Source organism: Rathayibacter sp. SD072, assembly GCF_017355185.1.
Lineage (GTDB): Bacteria > Actinomycetota > Actinomycetes > Actinomycetales > Microbacteriaceae > Rathayibacter.
The window spans coordinates 25,453-42,248 of record NZ_JADILJ010000031.1; the positions used below are offsets into that span (position 1 = coordinate 25,453).

Sequence of the window (16,796 nt, forward strand, 5' to 3'; positions counted from 1 at the left end):
AGAGGGGAGCGCGCGACCCGGGCCGCGAGGTCCGGCTCGTCGGTTCCGGGCCGGCAGGTCTTCCCTTCCCGCTGACCCGAGGAGTAACGTGCAACCAAATGGTTGTAGATGTGGAAGACGACGAGCGGATCGACCGGGTGTTCCGAGCGCTCGCCGACGCCACCCGGCGCGACATCGTCGCCCGGGTGCTGCAGAGCGAGCAGTCGGTCTCGGTGCTGGCGTCGGAGTACGCGATGTCGTTCGCCGCGGTGCAGAAGCACGTCGCGGTGCTCGAGCGCGCGTCGCTCGTGCGCAAGCGACGCAGCGGACGGGAGCAGCTCGTGAGCGGAGAGGTCGAGGCGCTGCAGCGGGCAGCGCGACTCCTCGACGCCTACGAGGAGCTCTGGCGCGGACGCGTCGACCGCATCACCGGCCTCCTCGCCGAGGAGGGGCGGCAGCCGACCGCAGAACCGAGGAGAGGGAGCGCACGATGACCGTGCTGGAGTCCGTCAAGGACGTCGAGAACCTGACCATGACCATCACCGCGGAGTTCGACGCGGGGATCGACCGCGTCTGGCGCATCTGGGTCGAGCCGCGACTGCTCGAGCGGTGGTGGGGGCCGCCGAGCTGGCCGGCGACCTTCGAGCGGCACGAGGCTGTTCCGGGGAGCCGCAGCAGCTACTACATGACCGGCCCCGGTGGGGAGAAGGCCCGGGGATGGTGGCTCGTGACCGCGGTGGAGGAGCCCGTGCGCTTCGAGTTCGACGACGGCTTCGCCGACGACGACGGGAACCCGGTGGACGAGTACGGCACGACTCACGCCGTCGTCGCCCTCGAGGAGGCTGCCGGGCGTACCCGGATGGTCGTCCGCTCGGCCTTCGAGTCGGTGGAGCAGCTCGAGCAGATGGTCCAGATGGGCATGGAGGAGGGGATGCGCCAGGCGATGGGCCAGATCGACGCGCTCCTGACGGAGTGAGGGCTCAGTCGGTCAGGGCGGCGGCGTACGCGGCGACGGACCGTCGATAGCGGGGCAGGGTGGGGGCGAGGGCCTCGAGAGCGGTGCGCAGCGCCTCGGCCGGGCGTCCCGCGCTGTGCAGCGCGAGAGCCAGGAAGACCTCGCGAGCCGCTCCGACGGAGGGGTGCGGGTCCGCCGCACGCAGCAGGGCGACGGCCTCCTCGTGCCGACCGAGGTTCCGGAGGGTCGAGGCGTACTGGATGCTCAGCTGCGCCCGGCGCTCCTCGTCGAGACCGAGCTCCAGCGCCCGCTCGTACTCGGCGGCGGCCTCTGTCTCGTGACCGGCGCTGTCGAGGGCGCCGCCCAGCTCGAAGTGGCCTCGACCGTCTTCGCTCGGGTAGCGCGCGGCGAGCACGCGCATCCGCTCGACGACGTCGTCGCCCTCCTCGTGCAGACGGTCCGCCGCCCGCTGCCAGGCGTCGAGGTCCTCGGCGGCGGGACGGGGCGGATGGTCGGCGGGGCGAGGCGAGTCGGTCACGAGGCGAGGCTAGCGGGCGAGGCCGACGGGCGAGGGCCGACGTGGTCCCGGAGGCTCGAGCACGCCGTTCACGACGCGGGGATCGAGCCTCCGGAACCCGGAGCGACGGTGTCAGGCGGTGCCGTCGGCGGCGGAGATGGGGGAGTCGGGGCTGGTCGACGCGGAGGAGTCGGCCGTGGTGGACGCGGACGCACCGGCGCTTGCCGAGCGGCGACCCGCCTCGACGGCGGCGGTCGAGGCGGCGGCGCCGGCGACGAGAGCGAGCAGCGCCCATCCGGCGCCCCACTTCGACTTGCCGACCAGGGCGTCGAGCGAGAGCGGACCGGGACCGTCGGCGACGACCGCGGCGGTCGCCGCGACGAGCAGTCCGTTGAACTCCCAGCCTCCGCCCGCGTTCCAGAGGCCGTTGCTCCAGTGCACCTTCCGCACCGCGGTGACCATCGTGGCCACCAGGCCCGCGGCGGCGAGCGGAGTGACCGCTCCGAGGGCCAATGCGGCACCGCCGGCGGTCTCGGTGACCGCGGCTGCGAGGGCGTTGCGGCGCGGCGGGTGCATCTCGAGGCTCTCCATCATCTGCGAGGTGCCCTCCAGACCCGGACCGCCGAACGAGCCGCGGAGCTTCTGCAGTCCGTGTCCGACGAACAGTCCGCCGACGGCGAGACGGAGAACGAGCGAGCCGACCTTCATGGGTGACCTCCTGATGCGAGTGGGAGCGTGCGTGCTAGCGAGAGTCGCCGCTCCCAGCTCCTGGGTCAAGGGGTCGCGGAGGCGCGTCGGGACGCTCCCGGAGACGCCGGAGGGCGGAATCGAGCGGACGCACGGAAGAGAAGGGAATGCGGTCAACCGGTTCGCCTCCTATGATCGAGCTGGATCGACTCGAAGGAGAGCACGCATGACCGGACGCCTCATCGGCAAGAACGCCCTCGTCACCGGAGCCGGCTCCGGCATCGGCCGGGCCGTCGCGGAGCGGTTCGCCCGCGAAGGGGCCCGCGTGGCCTTCACGGACCGGGACCTCGACGCGGCGCGCGACGCGGCCGGCGCCTACCCGGATGCTGTCGCCGTCGCGCTCGACATCTCGGACGAGGCGAGCGTCGAGGCCGCCTTCGCACAGCTCGACGCGGACGGCCGCGCTCCCGACGTCGTCGTCGCGAACGCGGGCGTGCAGCTCTTCGGCCAGGACGCGAAGATCGCCGACCTGAGCCTCGAGGCGTGGCGCAGGACGATCGACATCAACCTCACCGGCACCTTCCTGACCGTGAAGCACGCGGTCAGGGCGATGCGGGGCCGCGGCGGCTCGATCGTCCTCACCGGCAGCCCCACGGGACTGAACGGCGAGGGCCAGGATTTCACCGCCTACAGCAGCTCCAAGGCCGGCATCCACGGCCTCGGCCGCACGGTCGCCGCCGCCTACGCCGGCGAGGGCATCCGCGTGAACACCGTGGTGCCCGGCTACACCGAGACCCCGCTGGTGACCGCGATCTCGGGGGACGCCGAGGCGCGCGCCGCGATCGTCTCGCGGATCCCGATCGGGCGACCCGGCTCGGCCGAGGACGTCGAGGGCATCATGGTCTACCTCGCGAGCGACGAGTCCTCGTACGCCACCGGCGCGCTCTTCCGCGTCGACGGCGGCATGACGACCCTGTGACCATGGGGCCGATCGGAATAAGCCCCGCCGCCCCGACGATCCCGGCCGCGCTGCTGCTCCCGGCCGAGCGCGACGAGCGGGAGGTGCGCTGCGGCCCGTGGGCGCTGCGCAGCGCCGAGGGGCGGCTGGACGAGATCCGCTTCGAGGGCGCGCGGATCCTCCGAGGAGTGCGGTTCGTCGTGCGCGACCGCGACTGGGGGACGTTCGCGACCACGCGCGCCGACCTGAGGGCGGAGGAGGACGAGCTCGTGATCGAGGGCATGAGCGAGGGCGGTGGCGCCCGCGTCGAGTGGATCCTGCGCGCGCGGTTCGAGGAGTCGACCCTGATGCTCGCGCTCGAGGCGCGCGCCGCCACCGCGCTGCTGCGCAACAGACTCGGTCTCGTCGTGCTGCACCCGGCGGACGCGGCAGGCGCGCCGCTCGAGGTCCTCCGCACCGACGGTTCCCTCGAGCAGACGCGGTTCCCGGCGCGCATCGCCCCGCATCAGCCGGCCCGCGACATCGCCGGTCTCGCGTGGACGGCGAGCGGAGTGGCGGTGACGGCGGCGTTCGACGGCGACGTCTTCGAGATGGAGGACCAGCGCAACTGGACGGACGCGTCGTTCAAGACGTACTCCACTCCGCTGGACCGGCCGTTCCCGGTCGCGGTGGCCGAGGGGGAGGTCGTCCGGCAGAGCGTCCGGATCGAGTGCTCCGGGACGCCGACCCCGGCGAAGGCCGAACCGGACGGGCTGCGCCTCGCGCTAGCCGGGCACGCGTTCCCCGAGATCCTCACGGGGGCGTCGAGCGCACCGTCGGCGGCTCGACCGGCAGAGAGCTGGATCGGCCGCGTCGGCCTGCTCGTGGAGTGCGACCCGCGCTGGGCGGGTTGGCGGCGGGCACTCGCCCGCGCCCTCGAGGACGCGCAGGAGCGGAGCATCGACCTCCGGATCGTCGCGGCGGAACCGGACGATGTCGCGCGGGTCCTCGGCGCCGTCGGGGACGCTCCGCTCGCCCGCCTCGGCGTCTACGCCGCGCACGGGCACCGCAGCACCCCCGAGCTGCTTGACGCGGCCCGGCGCGCGGTGGGCGGGACGGGGGCCGAGGTGCTCGGCGGCGTCCGCTCGCACTTCACCGAGCTCAACCGGGGAGCGCAGGAGCTCGCCGTCGTCGACGCTCCGCTCGCCTTGAGCCTGACCGCCTTCATGCACGACACCTCGGGGCACCAGCTCGTGGAGTCGCTCGGGACCCAGCGCGCGGTCGTGCGGGACGCCCTGGCGATCGCCGACGGCCGTCGACTGCGCATCGGCCCGGTCACACTCGGGGCGCGGATGAACGCGGTCTCGACGTCGCCGTTCGACCCGGGGGACGCCGACATCGACGCCCACGGCTACGGACCGCAGCACCTGCCCGGCGCGACCGACCCGCGGCAGTCCTCGCCGGCGCTCGCCGCGTGGGTCGTGGGGAGCGTCGCCGCGCTGGCGCAGCCCGGCGTCGACTCGCTCGCCTACTTCGAGGAGTGGGGACCCCGCGGGGCATCCGGCACACCGGCGGGCCGGGTGCTGGAGTGGGCCGCCGAGATCGGCGGCGGCGAGGTCGTGACCGTCGACGCGGCTCCGCTCCCGCTGGTGGCGATCGGCGTGCAGCGGGAGGGGGAGCAGCTGCTCCTCGTCGGCAACCTCGGCGCCACCGGGATCGAGCCGTCGTGGGACGGCGTGCACGAGTGGCGGCGGTCGCTCGACGGCTCCCTCGGCGTCGGCCCGCTCCGACTGGCTCCCGGCGAGGCCGCCCGCGTCGTGCGGAGGGCTCAGCCCAGCGGCGTGTAGGTCGACGCCTCGAGCACGACCGTGCCGTCGGTGCACACCTCGAGGGCGGCCGGAGCGCTGACCGCGGGATCGAGGTCGTCGACGACCTCGGCGACGATCCGGGCGGAGACGGCGGAGGGGCAGCCGTAGGCGCCGGGGGAGTGGCGGACGACGCGGACCTCGGCCCGGCCGGCGGGCTGCAGGGTGAGCAGGCCGCCCGGGTTCGGACCGACCGCGGCGGCGACCGCGCCGATGCGCACGCCGTCGGCGTCCGTCGGGTAGACGCCCGGGATGCCGGCGAGGGTGCACGGCAGCGACGACACGTTGGTGAAGACGAGGTCGAACGCGCTGGAGCCGGCGCCGGAGGCCTCGGGATCGGGGAGGTACTCGAGCGAGAGGTCGCCCCCGTGGCAGCGCGCGACGGGAGCGGGAGCGGGCGCGGCCGGAGCCGGTGCCTCCGGGACCGATGCCTCAGGAGCAGGCGCTGCGGGGGAGGGCGCGATCGGGGAGGCGGTGGGCTCCTCCGGAGTCGGCGTCGCATCGGGCGTCGCCGTCGATGCCGGAGTCGGCGTCGCGCTCGGTGTCGCCGTCGGCGACGCGCTCACCGGCGTGGGGAGCGGCGTCCGGGGGGAGGCGACCTCGGCGCGACCCGCGCAGCCGGCGACCAGGAGGAGGGAGGCGGCGACCGCGAGCACCGCAGCGCTCGACCGGCCCAGGAGGGACGACATGCGCCGAGTCTGCCACCGTCCGCGCGGGTCAGCTCCCCGAGTCCGCCAGTCGGCGCGAGGCGGTGCTCATGTGCGACTCCATCGCCCGCGCGGCCGCGGCCGGATCGCGCGCCTCGAGTGCCTCCAGCACGGCGCGGTGCTCGGCGAAGGCGTCGCGCGCCTGCTGCGGGTCGCTGAGCGCGCGCTCGACCCACAGCCGCAGCAGCGAGCGGATGGTCTGCAGCAGGTCGCGGAGCACCACGTTGCCGCAGCTGACCGCGATCTGCAGGTGGAAGCGGACGTCGGCCTCGACGAAGGCCGCGAGGTCGTCCAGGTGCGACTCCATCGCGTCCAGGTGCGCGCGCAGCTTCGCCAGATCGGCGTCCTCGATGCGGAGTGCCGCGAGCATCGCCGCCTGGATCTCGAGCCCGCTCCGCACCTCGATCAGCTCGGCCGTGCGGCCGGCGGAGAGCATCAGCCCCCAGCTCAGCGTCGTCGGCAGGAGCTCCGACGTGCTGTCGCGGAGGTAGGTGCCGGAGCCCGGGCGCACCGTGACGATGCCGAGGATCTCGAGCGCCGCGAGGGCCTCGCGCACGGCCGAGCGGCCCACTCCGAGGCTCTCGGCGAGCTGGCGCTCGGGGGGCAGGCGCGATCCGGGTGCCAGATCACCCGTGGTGAGGAGGGAGGTCAGCTGCTTCGCCACTTCGGCGACCGCGGTGCCGCGGGGGAGCACCTGGAGCTCCAGGCGCACGAGGGACGGGTCGTCTTCGGGATACGCCGGCATGCGACGACCGTAGCAACGGCTCGCGTGGGGCAGGAGACGCCACGCGACAGCCGAACCGGTTGACACTTGCGGCGGAACGGAGCATCATCGAATTGGTCAACCGGTCAGCCAATTTGGCCCGGTACCCCAACACAGTCGTTGACAAGGATCTGGAGATCGACGTGGACCTTCCCTCTCAGACCACCGCCGGTGGTCCGGCCGCGGCCGACGCCGCCGTCGAGAAGAGCGCGATCAGGAAGATCTCGGTGCGCCTCGTGCCGTTCGTCGCCCTGATGTTCTTCATCAACTACCTCGACCGCACGGCGATCGGCTTCGCCGCTCCCAACGGCATGGAGGCCGATCTCGCCCTCTCGGCGGCCCAGTTCGGCTTCGCCTCCGGCGTCTTCTTCATCGGCTACATCCTCCTCGAAGTGCCCAGCAACCTGGCGCTGCACCGCTTCGGCGCGCGCCGCTGGCTCGCCCGCATCATGGTGAGCTGGGGCGTCGTGGCGCTGCTGTTCACGTGGGTGCAGAACTTCGAGCAGCTGGTGGTGCTCCGCTTCCTGCTCGGAGTCGCGGAGGCAGGCTTCTTCCCCGGCGCGATCCTGTTCCTCAGCCTCTGGGTGCCGGCGAAGCACCGCTCCAAGATCCTCGCGCTCTTCTACCTGGCGCAGCCGCTCACCACGGTCATCGGCGCTCCGCTCGCGGGTCTCCTGATCGAGCAGGACGGCATCTTCGGCCTCGAGGGCTGGCGCTTCATGTTCCTCGGCGTCTCGCTCCCCGCGATCGTCGTCGGACTCATCGCCTGGTTCTACCTCAAGGACAAGCCTTCGGACGCCAAGTGGCTCACCCGTGAGGAGCAGGTCTGGCTCACGACGGCGCTGCAGCGCGAGGAGGACGTCAAGACCAAGGGCGTCACGACCCACCCGAAGATGTCCTCCGCCTTCAGGAGCGGCCGCGTCTGGATGCTGAGCTTCGTGTACTTCGGCTTCATCTACGGCCTCTACGCGCTGGCGTTCTTCCTCCCCACGATCATCGAGGGCTTCCAGGAGCAGTACGGCACCACGTTCGGCATCTTCGAGAAGGGCCTGATCACCGCGATCCCCTACGTGCCCGCGGCTATCGCGCTCTACCTCTGGTCGCGCGATGCGACGCGTCGCGGGGTGCGCACCTGGCACATCGTCATCCCGGCGATCGCCGGTGGACTGAGCATCCCGCTCGCGCTGTTCGCCGGCTCGCCGGCCGCGACGATCGCCGTGATCACGGTCACCGCGATGGCGATCTTCTCGGCCCTGCCCAACTTCTGGACGTTCCCGACCCGCTTCCTCACGGGAGCGGCCGCGGCGGCCGGCATCGCCCTGATCAACACGGTCGGCAACCTCGCCGGCTTCTCGGCGCCGTACATCACCGGAGCCCTGAGCGACGCGACCGGCGGCTACGAGATCCCGATGTTCGTCGTCGGCTTCTTCCTGCTGCTCTCGGCCGTGCTGATGGCACTGCTCGCGCGGCGCTACAAGGACGCTCCGCTGGACGCTCCGAGCGTCGACGTGATCGCCCACTGACGCCCACCGCCGCCACCACGAGAAGGACCCCGAGATGACCCGGCTCTACAACGACCCCTCCGATTTCGCCGATGAGATGATCGACGGATTCGCCGCCGCGAACCGCCGCTTCGTGCGGCGCGTGCCCGGAGGAGTGGTGCGCTCGACCGAGGTCGCCCCCGGAACGGTCGCGCTCGTGGTCGGCGGCGGCTCCGGCCACTACCCGGCCTTCGGCGGGCTGGTCGGCCAGGGCCTCGCGCACGGCGCGGCGATGGGGAACCTCTTCGCCTCTCCGTCCGCGCAGCAGGTCCACTCGGTCGCCACGGCCGCCGAGCACGGGGGCGGCGTGCTGCTGAGCTACGGCAACTACGCGGGAGACGTGCTGAACTTCGACGCGGCGCAGCGGCGCCTGCGCGACGAGGGGATCGACGTCCGCACCGTCACGGTCACCGACGACATCTCGAGCGCCGACGTCTCCGAGAAGCAGAAGCGCCGCGGCATCGCAGGCGATCTGACGGTCTTCAAGGTCGCCGGAGCCGCCGCGGAGGAGGGCGCGTCCCTGGACGACGTCGAGCGCCTCGCGATCCGCGCCAACGAGCGCACGCGCTCCTTCGGCGTCGCGTTCTCGGGCTGCTCGCTGCCCGGGGCGTCGGAGCCGCTGTTCACCGTCCCCGAGGGGCGGATGGCCGTCGGCATGGGCATCCACGGCGAGCCCGGCATCCGCGAGGACGACGTGCCCTCGGCCGACGGACTCGCCGAGCTGCTGGTCGAGTCGCTCCTCGCCGAGCGCCCGGACGACGTCGCCGAGCTCGAGGGGGCGCGACTCGTCGTGATCCTCAACGGCCTGGGCTCGGTGAAGTACGAGGAGCTGTTCGTCGTCTACTCGGGCGTCGAGCGCCGCCTGCGCGAGCGCGGCGTCGAGATCGTCGAGCCGGAGGTCGGCGAGCTGGTGACCAGCTTCGACATGGCCGGCGTCTCGCTCACCTTCTTCTGGGTCGACGAGGAGCTCGAGCGGCTCTGGGCGGCTCCCGTCGAGACGCCCGCCTACCGCAAGGGCGCCGTCCGCGCCGCCGCCCAGGTGGCGGAGCAGGCGGTCGTCGAGAGCGCCCGAGCAGAGATCGGAGCCTCCAGCGAGGAGTCCCGCGCCGCGGCCGGCACCGTGCTCGCGGCCCTCGAGGCGACGCAGCGCGTGATCGACGAGAACGCCGACGAGCTCGGTCGGATCGACGCGGTCGCCGGTGACGGCGACCACGGCATCGGGATGCAGCGCGGGGTGCACGCGGCCGTCGCAGCCGCCCGGGCCGCCCACGAGGAGCGAGCGGGAGCCGGCACCGTGCTCGACGCCGCCGGCGACGCCTGGTCGGACCGCGCGGGCGGCACCTCCGGAGCCCTCTGGGGGGCGGCACTCGGCGCGGTGGGCGCGGCTCTCGGAGACGAGGGCCGGCCCGATGCGGCCGCGGTGCTGACCGGAGTCATCGGTGCCCGGACCGCGATCCTCGCCTTCGGCGCGAGCGTCGGGGACAAGACGATGGTCGACTCCCTCGTGCCGTTCGCCGACGTGCTCGGCGAGCGGATCGGCGCGGGCGTCTCCCTCGCCGACGCCTGGACCCGTGCAGCCGAGGCCTGCACCGACGCCGCTGCCGCCACCGCGCAGCTGCTGCCCCGGATGGGCCGCGCCCGCCCGCACGCCGAGAAGAGCCTCGGCACCCCCGACGCGGGCGCGCACTCGCTCGCCCTGATCGTCACCGCCGTCGGCGCCGTGCTCCGCGAGAGCGCAGCCATCCCGTCCAGCACCGACGCGTAACGTCGCACACCGTCACCCGCCAGCAAGGAGAGAGCACCATGAGCGCACCGTTCCGCATCGTCGTCGGATCCGACGACGCCGGTTTCACCTACAAGGAGATCATCAAGGCCGATCTCGAGAAGGACGCGCGCGTCGCGACCCTCATCGACGTGGGGGTCGACGCCGACTCCCACACCCCGTACCCCAGCGTCGCCATCGCCGCCGCCGAGATGATCGCCCGCGGCGAGGCCGACCGAGCCGTGCTGATCTGCGGCACGGGACTCGGCGTCGCCATCGCGGCGAACAAGGTCGCGGGAGTCCGCGCCGTCACCGCGCACGACTCCTTCTCGGTCGAGCGCTCGATACTCTCCAACGACGCGCAGGTGCTCTGCATGGGCCAGCGCGTCGTCGGCATCGAGCTCGCCCGCCGCCTCGCGAAGGAGTGGCTCGGCTACGAGTTCGACACCTCCTCCGCCTCGGCCGAGAAGGTGCAGATCATCGAGGCGTACGAGGAGGGCCGCGCCGACGAGGCTCCGGTCTCGTCCTCGCCCGCGTCGTGCTGACCCCGGACGCCTCGCCCGCCTTCACCGTGGGCGTGAGCCTGAAGATGTACTTCGGTCACGAGCGCACCCTGGAGTGGAGCCGCCGCGTCGTCGAGATCGCGCGGGTCCACGAAGCGGTGACGTCGGGAGTGGTCGAGCTGTTCGTCGTGCCGACGTTCCCCGCGCTCGTGCCGGTCGGCGCGGTCGTCGACGGCTCCGGAGTCGCCCTCGGCGCCCAGGACCTGTTCTGGGAGGACGCGGGTGCGTTCACCGGCGAGGTGAGCGGCTCCGAGCTCCGCGAGATCGGCTGCCGCCTGGTCGAGATCGGCCATGCCGAGCGCCGCGCGCTCTTCGGCGACGACGACGAGCGGATCCGGCTGAAGGTCGCCGCCGCGTTCCGCAACGACCTCGTGCCGCTGCTCTGCGTCGGCGAGACCGAGCGCGGCAGCGTCGACGACGCCGTCTCCCTCGTACTCGCCCAGATCTCGTCGGCGCTCGAGGCGGCCGACGCCGCGGGCTCGACCGGCCCGGTGCTCGCGGCCTACGAGCCCGTGTGGGCGATCGGTGCTCCCGAGCCGGCCGAGCCCTCTTTCATCGCCGGAGTCGTCACCGCCCTCGAGGAGGCGCTCGCCGCGCTCCCTGGTCGCGCAGGCAGCCGCGTGATCTACGGCGGGAGCGCCGGGCCGGGTCTGCTGACCGCGCTCGGCGGCCGCGTCCCCGGACTCTTCCTCGGCCGCTTCGCGCACGACCCAGAGGCCGTGCGGACGATCCTCGACGAGGCGCTCGCGCTCGCGGAGGCCCGCCCGTGACGATCGGACTCAGCAGCTACGCCTTCTTCTGGCGCTCCTGCGACCGGGTGCCGGAGCCGATGAGCGTCGAGGACATGGTGCGCGAGACGGCCGATCTCGGCGTGGGCCTCCTGCAGCTGTGCGATGTGCCCGGCCTCGAGGAGTTCCCGGCCGAGCGGCTCGCCGCGCTGCGCGAGCTCGCGGCGGGCAGCGGCGTCGCCCTCGAGCTCGGCACGCGCGGCACGGATCCCGAGCACCTGCGCCGCTGGCTCGGGATCGCCCGCGCGCTGGACGTCGTGCTGCTGCGCAGCATGTGGACCTCGGGGGAGGACCGTCCCGGCCGCGAGGAGACGCTGCGCCGGCTCCGGAGCATCTCGCCCGAGCTCGAGGCGGCGGGCGTCACGCTCGCGCTCGAGACGTACGAGCAGGTGAGCACCGCCGACCTCGTCGACGTCGTCGCGACGCTGGACGATCCGCGGATCCGGATCTGCCTCGATCCCGCCAACACGGTCGCGAACCTCGAGCTGCCGGCCGACGTGGTCGCGCGCTGCGCCCCGTACGTCGCCAACTGGCACGTCAAGGACTTCGACTTCTGCCGCAACCCGGGCTGGGTCGGCTTCGTCTACACCGGCACCGCCCTCGGCGACGGCCGCCTCGACTACGACGGCTTCCGCGCGCTGCTGGATCCGGACGCGCGCGGCATCACCCAGATCATCGAGTTCTGGCTCCCCTGGCAGGACACCGTCCCCGCCGCGGAGCAGGCGCTCGTCACCACCCGGCTCGAAGCCGAGTGGACCCGCACCACCCTCGACCAGCTCAGGAGAAGGAACCCATGACCGACACCACCGCCACCACCGCCCCGGGCACCGCCGCCCCCGCCCTCACCGTCGCCGTCATCGGCGCCGGCGGCAAGATGGGCATGCGGGTCTCGAACAACCTGCAGAAGTCCGACTACAACGCCCTCTACAGCGAGGCCTCGCCCGCCGGGCAGGAGCGCACCCGCGAGGCCGGCCGCGAGATCACCGCGACGCCCGACGCCGTCGCGGACGCCGACGTCGTGATCCTCGCCGTCCCGGACGTCGTGCTCGGCGCGGTGTCGGAGGACGTGATCCCGCAGATGAAGTCGGGCGCGATCATCCTGACCCTCGACCCGGCCGCGGCCTACGCGGGGCTCCTCGCGAAGCGCGAGGACATCCACTACGCCGTGGCGCACCCGTGCCACCCGTCGGTGTTCCTCGAGCGCACCACCCCGGAGGAGTGGGCCGACACGTTCGGCGGCATCGCCGCTCCGCAGGAGGTCGTCGCGGCCCTCGAGGACCCGGACGACGACGTGCGGGCGATCGCCGAGAAGGTCATCTCGACCATCTACGCGCCCGTCATCGCGGTGCACTGGGTGACCGTCAAGCAGCTCGCCGTGCTCGAGCCGACCCTGGTCGAGACCATCGCCTGCATGGTGGGCGAGTTCCTCAAGGAGGCGCTCGACGAGACCGTCAACGGCGTCGGCGTGCCCTACGAGGCGGCCCGCGCCATGCTCTACGGCCACACCTGGATCGCGCTGACCAACGGGCTGCGCGGATCGAACCCGTTCTCGGAGGCCTGCCACATCGCCATGGGCTACGGCCGCGAGGCGCTCATCAAGGACGACTGGAAGAAGATCTTCGACGACTCCGAGCTCGACTCGGTCATCGCCAAGATGCTGAAGATCGACGCCGTGAAGCGCTGACGATCGACCGGGGGAACCCCGGACGGTCGAGGGAACCCGCACTTGCAGGCTCCCTCGAGCGTCCGGGGTTCCTTCGCGCTCAGATGCGGACGACCATCTTCCCGGTGTTGCCGCCGCGCATCATCGAGAGGAACGCCTCGACGGTGTTCTCGATCCCGTCGACGATCGTCTCGTCGTAGGCGATGCTCCCCTCCTCGAACCAGCCGGCCATGAGCCGGTCGAACTCGGGAGCCCGGTCGAGGTAGCCGGAGAGGGTGAAGCCGCGGAGGGTGAGGCCGCGGGTGATGATGTTCGCCATGTTGTCGGGGCCGACCGGCTTCTCGGTGCTGTTGTAGCCGGCGATCGCTCCGCACAGGGCGGCGCGGCCGCCGTCCCTGAAGGCGTCCAGCGCGGCCTCGAGGTGGTCGCCGCCGACGTTGTCGAAGTAGACGTCGATGCCGTCCGGAGCGGCCTGCGCCAGCTGCTCGCGCACGGGTGCCGCGTGGTAGTCGAAGGCGGCGTCGTAGCCGTACTTCCCGGTGAGCAGCTCGACCTTCTCGGCCGAGCCCGCGGAGCCGATGACGCGCCCCGCGCCCAGGAGGCGGGCGATCTGCCCGGCGGCCGAGCCGACCGCTCCGGCGGCGCCCGAGACGAAGACGGTGTCGCCCTCCTCCATCCCGGCGATCGTCGTCAGGCCGACGAACGCGGTGAGACCGGTCATGCCGAGGATCCCGAGGCGGAGCGAGAGGGGTGCCCCCGGCAGCTCGGGGACGACGCGGAAGGCCGAGGCGGGGGCCTGCACGACGTCGCGCCAGCCGAGCTGGTGCAGCACCGCCGCGCCGACCGGGAACTCCGGGTCGTCCGACACGCTCACGCGTCCGATCGCGCCTCCGGTCATGGTCTCGCCGAGGGCGTACGGCGGGGTGTAGCTCTTGACGTCGTTCATCCGACCGCGCATGTAGGGGTCGACCGAGACGAAGGCGTTCTCGACGCGGATCTCTCCCGCGGCGGGCGCGTCGTAGGTCACCTGGACGGCGCGGAAGTCGTCGGCGACCGGCCAGCCCGCGGGGCGGCGGACGAGCTGGATCTGGGTGCTGGTGGCGGTGGTCATGGAGCCTTCCGGAGAGGGGCGGAGCGGAGCCGGAGCGGACGCGGAGCCGGTTCAGGCGGCGAGGCCGATCGCGAGCGCGAGGATCGCGAGCAGGCCGGGCGCCATCTGGGTGAGGGCCGCGCGGCGCTTGGCGGGGGAGGAGAGCAGGAGGACGAGGGCCGCGGCGACCATCGAACCGGTTCCGGCGAACACGAGGGCGGCGCCGACGGCAGTCGCTCCGGACGTGAGGGCGAGGACGCCGACGATCGTCACGATCGCGAGGAACAGGTTGTAGAAGCCCTGGTTGAAGGCGAGCTCCTTCGTGGCCCGGGCCTCGTCCTCGGAGGTGCCGAAGGTCGAGCGGGCCCGCGGAGTCGTCCAGAGGAGCGATTCCAGCACGAAGATGTAGACGTGCAGCACAGCGGCGAGGGCCGCGAGCACGAGTCCTGTGACGATCACGGCGGGACCTCCTGATTGTGTAACGTTCGATCCACTATAGGCCTGGACGCGGCATGATGGAACAGTCGAGAAGGAGGCCCCGATGGGACGCACGCAGATGTTCGAGACCGCCGAGGTCGTCCGATCGGCGCGCTCCGTGTTCTGGGAGCGCGGCTTCGAGGAGGCGTCCGTTCCCGAGCTGGAGGCGGCGACCGGAGTGCGCCGGTCGAGCCTGTACCACGCGTTCGGCAGCAAGCGCGGACTGTTCGACGCGGCCGTGCAGAGCTACCTCGACGAGGTGGTGCGGCCCCGGCTCGCGCCGCTCACGCGCGACGACGTGGCTCCGGACGCCCTGGAGGTCTACTTCGGGGGTCTGCGCGCCGCGCTCTCGGACGCCGCGAGCCTCTCCTCCCGCAGCGGCTGCCTGCTGCTCAATGCCGCGGGCGCGCCGATCGCGCGCGACGACGCCGTGCGCGAGGTGATCGCCGAGTACCGGGCGGAGCTGCTGCGCGCGATGCGCGCGGGGGCCTCTGCGCGCTGGCCCGGGGCGGAGCCGTCGCGGCGGGCGCTGCAGGCCGATCTGCTGGTGTCGCTGCTGGTGGCCGCGCTGGTGCTGGCGCGGGTGGATCCGGAGCAGTCGGTCGCGACCGTGGACGCCGCGCTCGCCCTCGTGCGGGACGCGCAGGTGTGAAGGACGGAAGCCCCCGGGCACGCCGCCTCGGGAGGCGGGTGCGCGGGGGCTCCTGGAGAGCGGAGGCGTCAGTCGGTGCCGGCGTCGAACGCCGCGCCCTCCGAGGCCAGGTCGGTCGCGCGTCCGAGTGCGTCGGCGGCTGCGGAGCCGCCGCCCTCGGTGATCGCCTCGCCCTCGCCGATCTCGAGGTGCCCGACGAGCTCGGCGGTCGGGCCGCCCACGAGACCGGCGGCCGCGTACTGCTCGAGGCGCGAGCGCGAGTCGGCGATGTCGAGGTTGCGCATCGTGAGCTGGCCGATGCGGTCCTCGGGACCGAACGCGGCGTCGCCGACGCGCTCCATCGAGAGCTTGTCGGGGTGGTAGCTCAGTGCGGGGCCCGCGGTGTCGAGGATCGTGTAGTCGTCGCCGCGGCGCAGGCGCACGGTCACCTCGCCGGTGACGGCGGAGCCGACCCAGCGCTGGATCGACTCGCGCAGCATGAGCGACTGCGGGTCGAGCCAGCGTCCCTCGTACATGAGGCGACCGAGGCGGCGGCCCTCGGAGTGGTACTGGGCGATGGTGTCCTCGTTGTGGATCGCGTTGAGCAGGCGCTCGTAGGCGAGGTGGAGGAGGGCCATGCCGGGGGCCTCGTAGATGCCGCGGCTCTTGGCCTCGATGATGCGGTTCTCGATCTGGTCCGAGCTGCCCAGGCCGTGGCGGCCGCCGATGGCGTTCGCCTCGAGAACGAGCGCGACCGGGTCCGAGAACTCCGTGCCGTTGATCGCGACCGGCCGGCCCGCCTCGAAGCGCACGGTGACGACCTCGGAGGCGATCTCGACGTCCTCGCGCCACGACGCGACGCCCATGATCGGCTCGACGAGCTCGATGCCGCTCGAGAGCTCCTCGAGGCGCTTGGCCTCGTGGGTGGCGCCCCAGATGTTCGCGTCGGTGCTGTAGGCCTTCTCGGTGGCGTCGCGGTACGGGAAGCCGCGGGCGACGAGCCACTCCGACATCTCGGTGCGGCCGCCGAGCTCGTTGACGAACTGCACGTCGAGCCACGGCTTGTAGATGCGCAGGCGCGGGTTCGCGAGCAGTCCGTAGCGGTAGAACCGCTCGATGTCGTTGCCCTTGTAGGTGGAGCCGTCGCCCCAGATGTCGACGCCGTCCTCGCGCATCGCACGGACCAGCAGCGTGCCGGTGACGGCGCGGCCCAGCGGCGTGGTGTTGAAGTAGGTCTTGCCGCCCGAGCGGATGTGGAACGCGCCGCACTGCAGGGCGACGAGGCCCTCCTCCACGAGCGCGCTCTTCGCGTCGACGAGGCGCGAGATCTCGGCGCCGTACTGCGCGGCGCGCGACGGGACGCTGTCGATGTCGGGCTCGTCGTACTGGCCGATGTCGGCGGTGTAGGTGCAGGGCACCGCACCCTTCTCGCGCATCCAGGCGACCGCGACGGATGTGTCGAGGCCTCCCGAGAATGCGATTCCGACACGCTCGCCCACGGGCAGACTGCTCAACACTTTCGACATGGCTCCGATTTTAGGAGACTCGCGCACCCCGCTCGCGCCGCCGGTGGCATACTGAGCCGTATGGCTCACCATGGCGAGGTGCTCGACACGGCGTTCCGTGCGCTCGCGGACCCGACGCGCCGGGCCGTCGTGAGCCGCCTCCGCCGGGGTCCGGCGACCGTCGGCGAGCTGGCGGAGCCCTTTCCGATGGCGCTCACCTCGTTCCTCAAGCACCTGCGCGTGCTCGAGCAGGGCGGCTGGATCCGCACGGCGAAGCGCGGCCGCGTGCGCACCTGCCGACTCGATCCGGCGGCCTTCGCCGCGGTGGAGGACTGGCTCGCCGAGCAGCGCGCGGAGTGGGAGCGG

General features: G+C 72.6%; 19 protein-coding genes. 12 read left to right on the top strand and 7 right to left on the bottom strand.

The window, feature by feature from the left end:
- Positions 1-98 precede the first annotated feature (98 nt).
- Positions 99-473 carry a helix-turn-helix domain-containing protein gene (locus IOC53_RS12680; RefSeq protein ID WP_207406232.1) on the top strand — a complete coding sequence of 125 codons (375 nt, stop codon included), beginning with the start codon at positions 99-101 and terminating at the stop codon, positions 471-473.
- Complete coding sequence (locus tag IOC53_RS12685) at positions 470-955, top strand: SRPBCC domain-containing protein (RefSeq protein ID WP_207406233.1); 486 nt, start codon at positions 470-472, stop codon at positions 953-955. Before IOC53_RS12680 ends, IOC53_RS12685 begins: the two co-directional genes overlap by 4 nt.
- A gap of 4 nt (positions 956-959) precedes the next feature.
- Here IOC53_RS12685 and IOC53_RS12690 read toward each other — a convergent pair whose 3' ends face one another.
- Both IOC53_RS12690 and IOC53_RS12695 read right to left on the bottom strand, forming a co-directional pair.
- On the bottom strand, positions 960-1,472 hold the full coding sequence (locus IOC53_RS12690) for a tetratricopeptide repeat protein (protein WP_307786183.1): 513 nt from the start codon (positions 1,470-1,472) through the stop codon (positions 960-962).
- A gap of 111 nt (positions 1,473-1,583) precedes the next feature.
- The gene (locus IOC53_RS12695) at positions 1,584-2,159 is read right to left on the bottom strand and encodes a DoxX family protein (protein WP_207406234.1); all 576 of its coding nucleotides are present in this window, start codon (positions 2,157-2,159) and stop codon (positions 1,584-1,586) included.
- Between the two features lie 205 nt (positions 2,160-2,364).
- On the opposite strand from IOC53_RS12695, the gene IOC53_RS12700 reads away from it, so the two are divergent.
- On the top strand, positions 2,365-3,117 hold the full coding sequence (locus IOC53_RS12700) for an SDR family NAD(P)-dependent oxidoreductase (protein WP_207406235.1): 753 nt from the start codon (positions 2,365-2,367) through the stop codon (positions 3,115-3,117).
- 2 nt (positions 3,118-3,119) lie between these two features.
- A complete protein-coding gene (locus IOC53_RS12705; protein WP_207406237.1) occupies positions 3,120-4,922 on the top strand; it encodes a hypothetical protein in 1,803 nt (600 codons plus the stop codon).
- Here the strand turns inward: IOC53_RS12705 and IOC53_RS12710 are convergent.
- Positions 4,904-5,629 carry a DUF4232 domain-containing protein gene (locus IOC53_RS12710; protein WP_207406239.1) on the bottom strand — a complete coding sequence of 242 codons (726 nt, stop codon included), beginning with the start codon at positions 5,627-5,629 and terminating at the stop codon, positions 4,904-4,906. The genes IOC53_RS12705 and IOC53_RS12710 overlap by 19 nt on opposite strands.
- 28 nt (positions 5,630-5,657) lie before the next feature.
- Positions 5,658-6,392 carry a FadR/GntR family transcriptional regulator gene (locus tag IOC53_RS12715; RefSeq protein WP_207406240.1) on the bottom strand — a complete coding sequence of 245 codons (735 nt, stop codon included), beginning with the start codon at positions 6,390-6,392 and terminating at the stop codon, positions 5,658-5,660.
- Positions 6,393-6,553: 161 nt separating this feature from the next.
- Here IOC53_RS12715 and IOC53_RS12720 point away from each other — a divergent pair, with 161 nt between their 5' ends.
- The 6 genes from IOC53_RS12720 to IOC53_RS12745 are packed head-to-tail and all read left to right on the top strand — an operon-like array spanning position 6,554 to position 12,748.
- Complete coding sequence (locus IOC53_RS12720) at positions 6,554-7,933, top strand: MFS transporter (RefSeq protein WP_207406241.1); 1,380 nt, start codon at positions 6,554-6,556, stop codon at positions 7,931-7,933.
- A gap of 34 nt (positions 7,934-7,967) precedes the next feature.
- Positions 7,968-9,716 carry a dihydroxyacetone kinase family protein gene (locus IOC53_RS12725; protein WP_207406242.1) on the top strand — a complete coding sequence of 583 codons (1,749 nt, stop codon included), beginning with the start codon at positions 7,968-7,970 and terminating at the stop codon, positions 9,714-9,716.
- A 38-nt stretch (positions 9,717-9,754) separates the two neighbouring features.
- Positions 9,755-10,258 (top strand): ribose-5-phosphate isomerase, encoded by a 504-nt coding sequence (locus tag IOC53_RS12730; protein WP_207406243.1) that lies wholly within the window; start codon positions 9,755-9,757, stop codon positions 10,256-10,258.
- The gene (locus tag IOC53_RS12735; RefSeq protein ID WP_307786184.1) at positions 10,252-11,046 is read left to right on the top strand and encodes a triose-phosphate isomerase family protein; all 795 of its coding nucleotides are present in this window, start codon (positions 10,252-10,254) and stop codon (positions 11,044-11,046) included. Before IOC53_RS12730 ends, IOC53_RS12735 begins: the two co-directional genes overlap by 7 nt.
- Positions 11,043-11,861, top strand: coding sequence for a TIM barrel protein (locus IOC53_RS12740; RefSeq protein WP_307786185.1), 819 nt, complete (start codon positions 11,043-11,045; stop codon positions 11,859-11,861). Before IOC53_RS12735 ends, IOC53_RS12740 begins: the two co-directional genes overlap by 4 nt.
- Entirely contained in the window at positions 11,858-12,748 is an 891-nt protein-coding gene (locus IOC53_RS12745; protein WP_207406244.1) for a phosphogluconate dehydrogenase C-terminal domain-containing protein, read from the top strand. Before IOC53_RS12740 ends, IOC53_RS12745 begins: the two co-directional genes overlap by 4 nt.
- 79 nt (positions 12,749-12,827) lie before the next feature.
- Here IOC53_RS12745 and IOC53_RS12750 read toward each other — a convergent pair whose 3' ends face one another.
- Positions 12,828-13,838, bottom strand: coding sequence for an NADP-dependent oxidoreductase (locus IOC53_RS12750; protein WP_207406245.1), 1,011 nt, complete (start codon positions 13,836-13,838; stop codon positions 12,828-12,830).
- Between the two features lie 51 nt (positions 13,839-13,889).
- The gene (locus tag IOC53_RS12755) at positions 13,890-14,276 is read right to left on the bottom strand and encodes a DUF1304 domain-containing protein (protein WP_207406246.1); all 387 of its coding nucleotides are present in this window, start codon (positions 14,274-14,276) and stop codon (positions 13,890-13,892) included.
- A gap of 82 nt (positions 14,277-14,358) precedes the next feature.
- Here IOC53_RS12755 and IOC53_RS12760 point away from each other — a divergent pair, with 82 nt between their 5' ends.
- Positions 14,359-14,946, top strand: coding sequence for a TetR/AcrR family transcriptional regulator (locus tag IOC53_RS12760; protein WP_207406247.1), 588 nt, complete (start codon positions 14,359-14,361; stop codon positions 14,944-14,946).
- 68 nt (positions 14,947-15,014) lie between these two features.
- On the opposite strand, the gene argG is transcribed toward IOC53_RS12760, so the two are convergent.
- Entirely contained in the window at positions 15,015-16,451 is a 1,437-nt protein-coding gene (gene argG / locus IOC53_RS12765) for an argininosuccinate synthase (RefSeq protein ID WP_077224451.1), read from the bottom strand.
- 60 nt (positions 16,452-16,511) lie between these two features.
- Between argG and IOC53_RS12770 the strand changes: the two genes are divergently transcribed.
- On the top strand, positions 16,512-16,796 hold a 285-nt coding region (locus tag IOC53_RS12770; protein WP_207406249.1), incomplete at its 3' end, for a helix-turn-helix transcriptional regulator.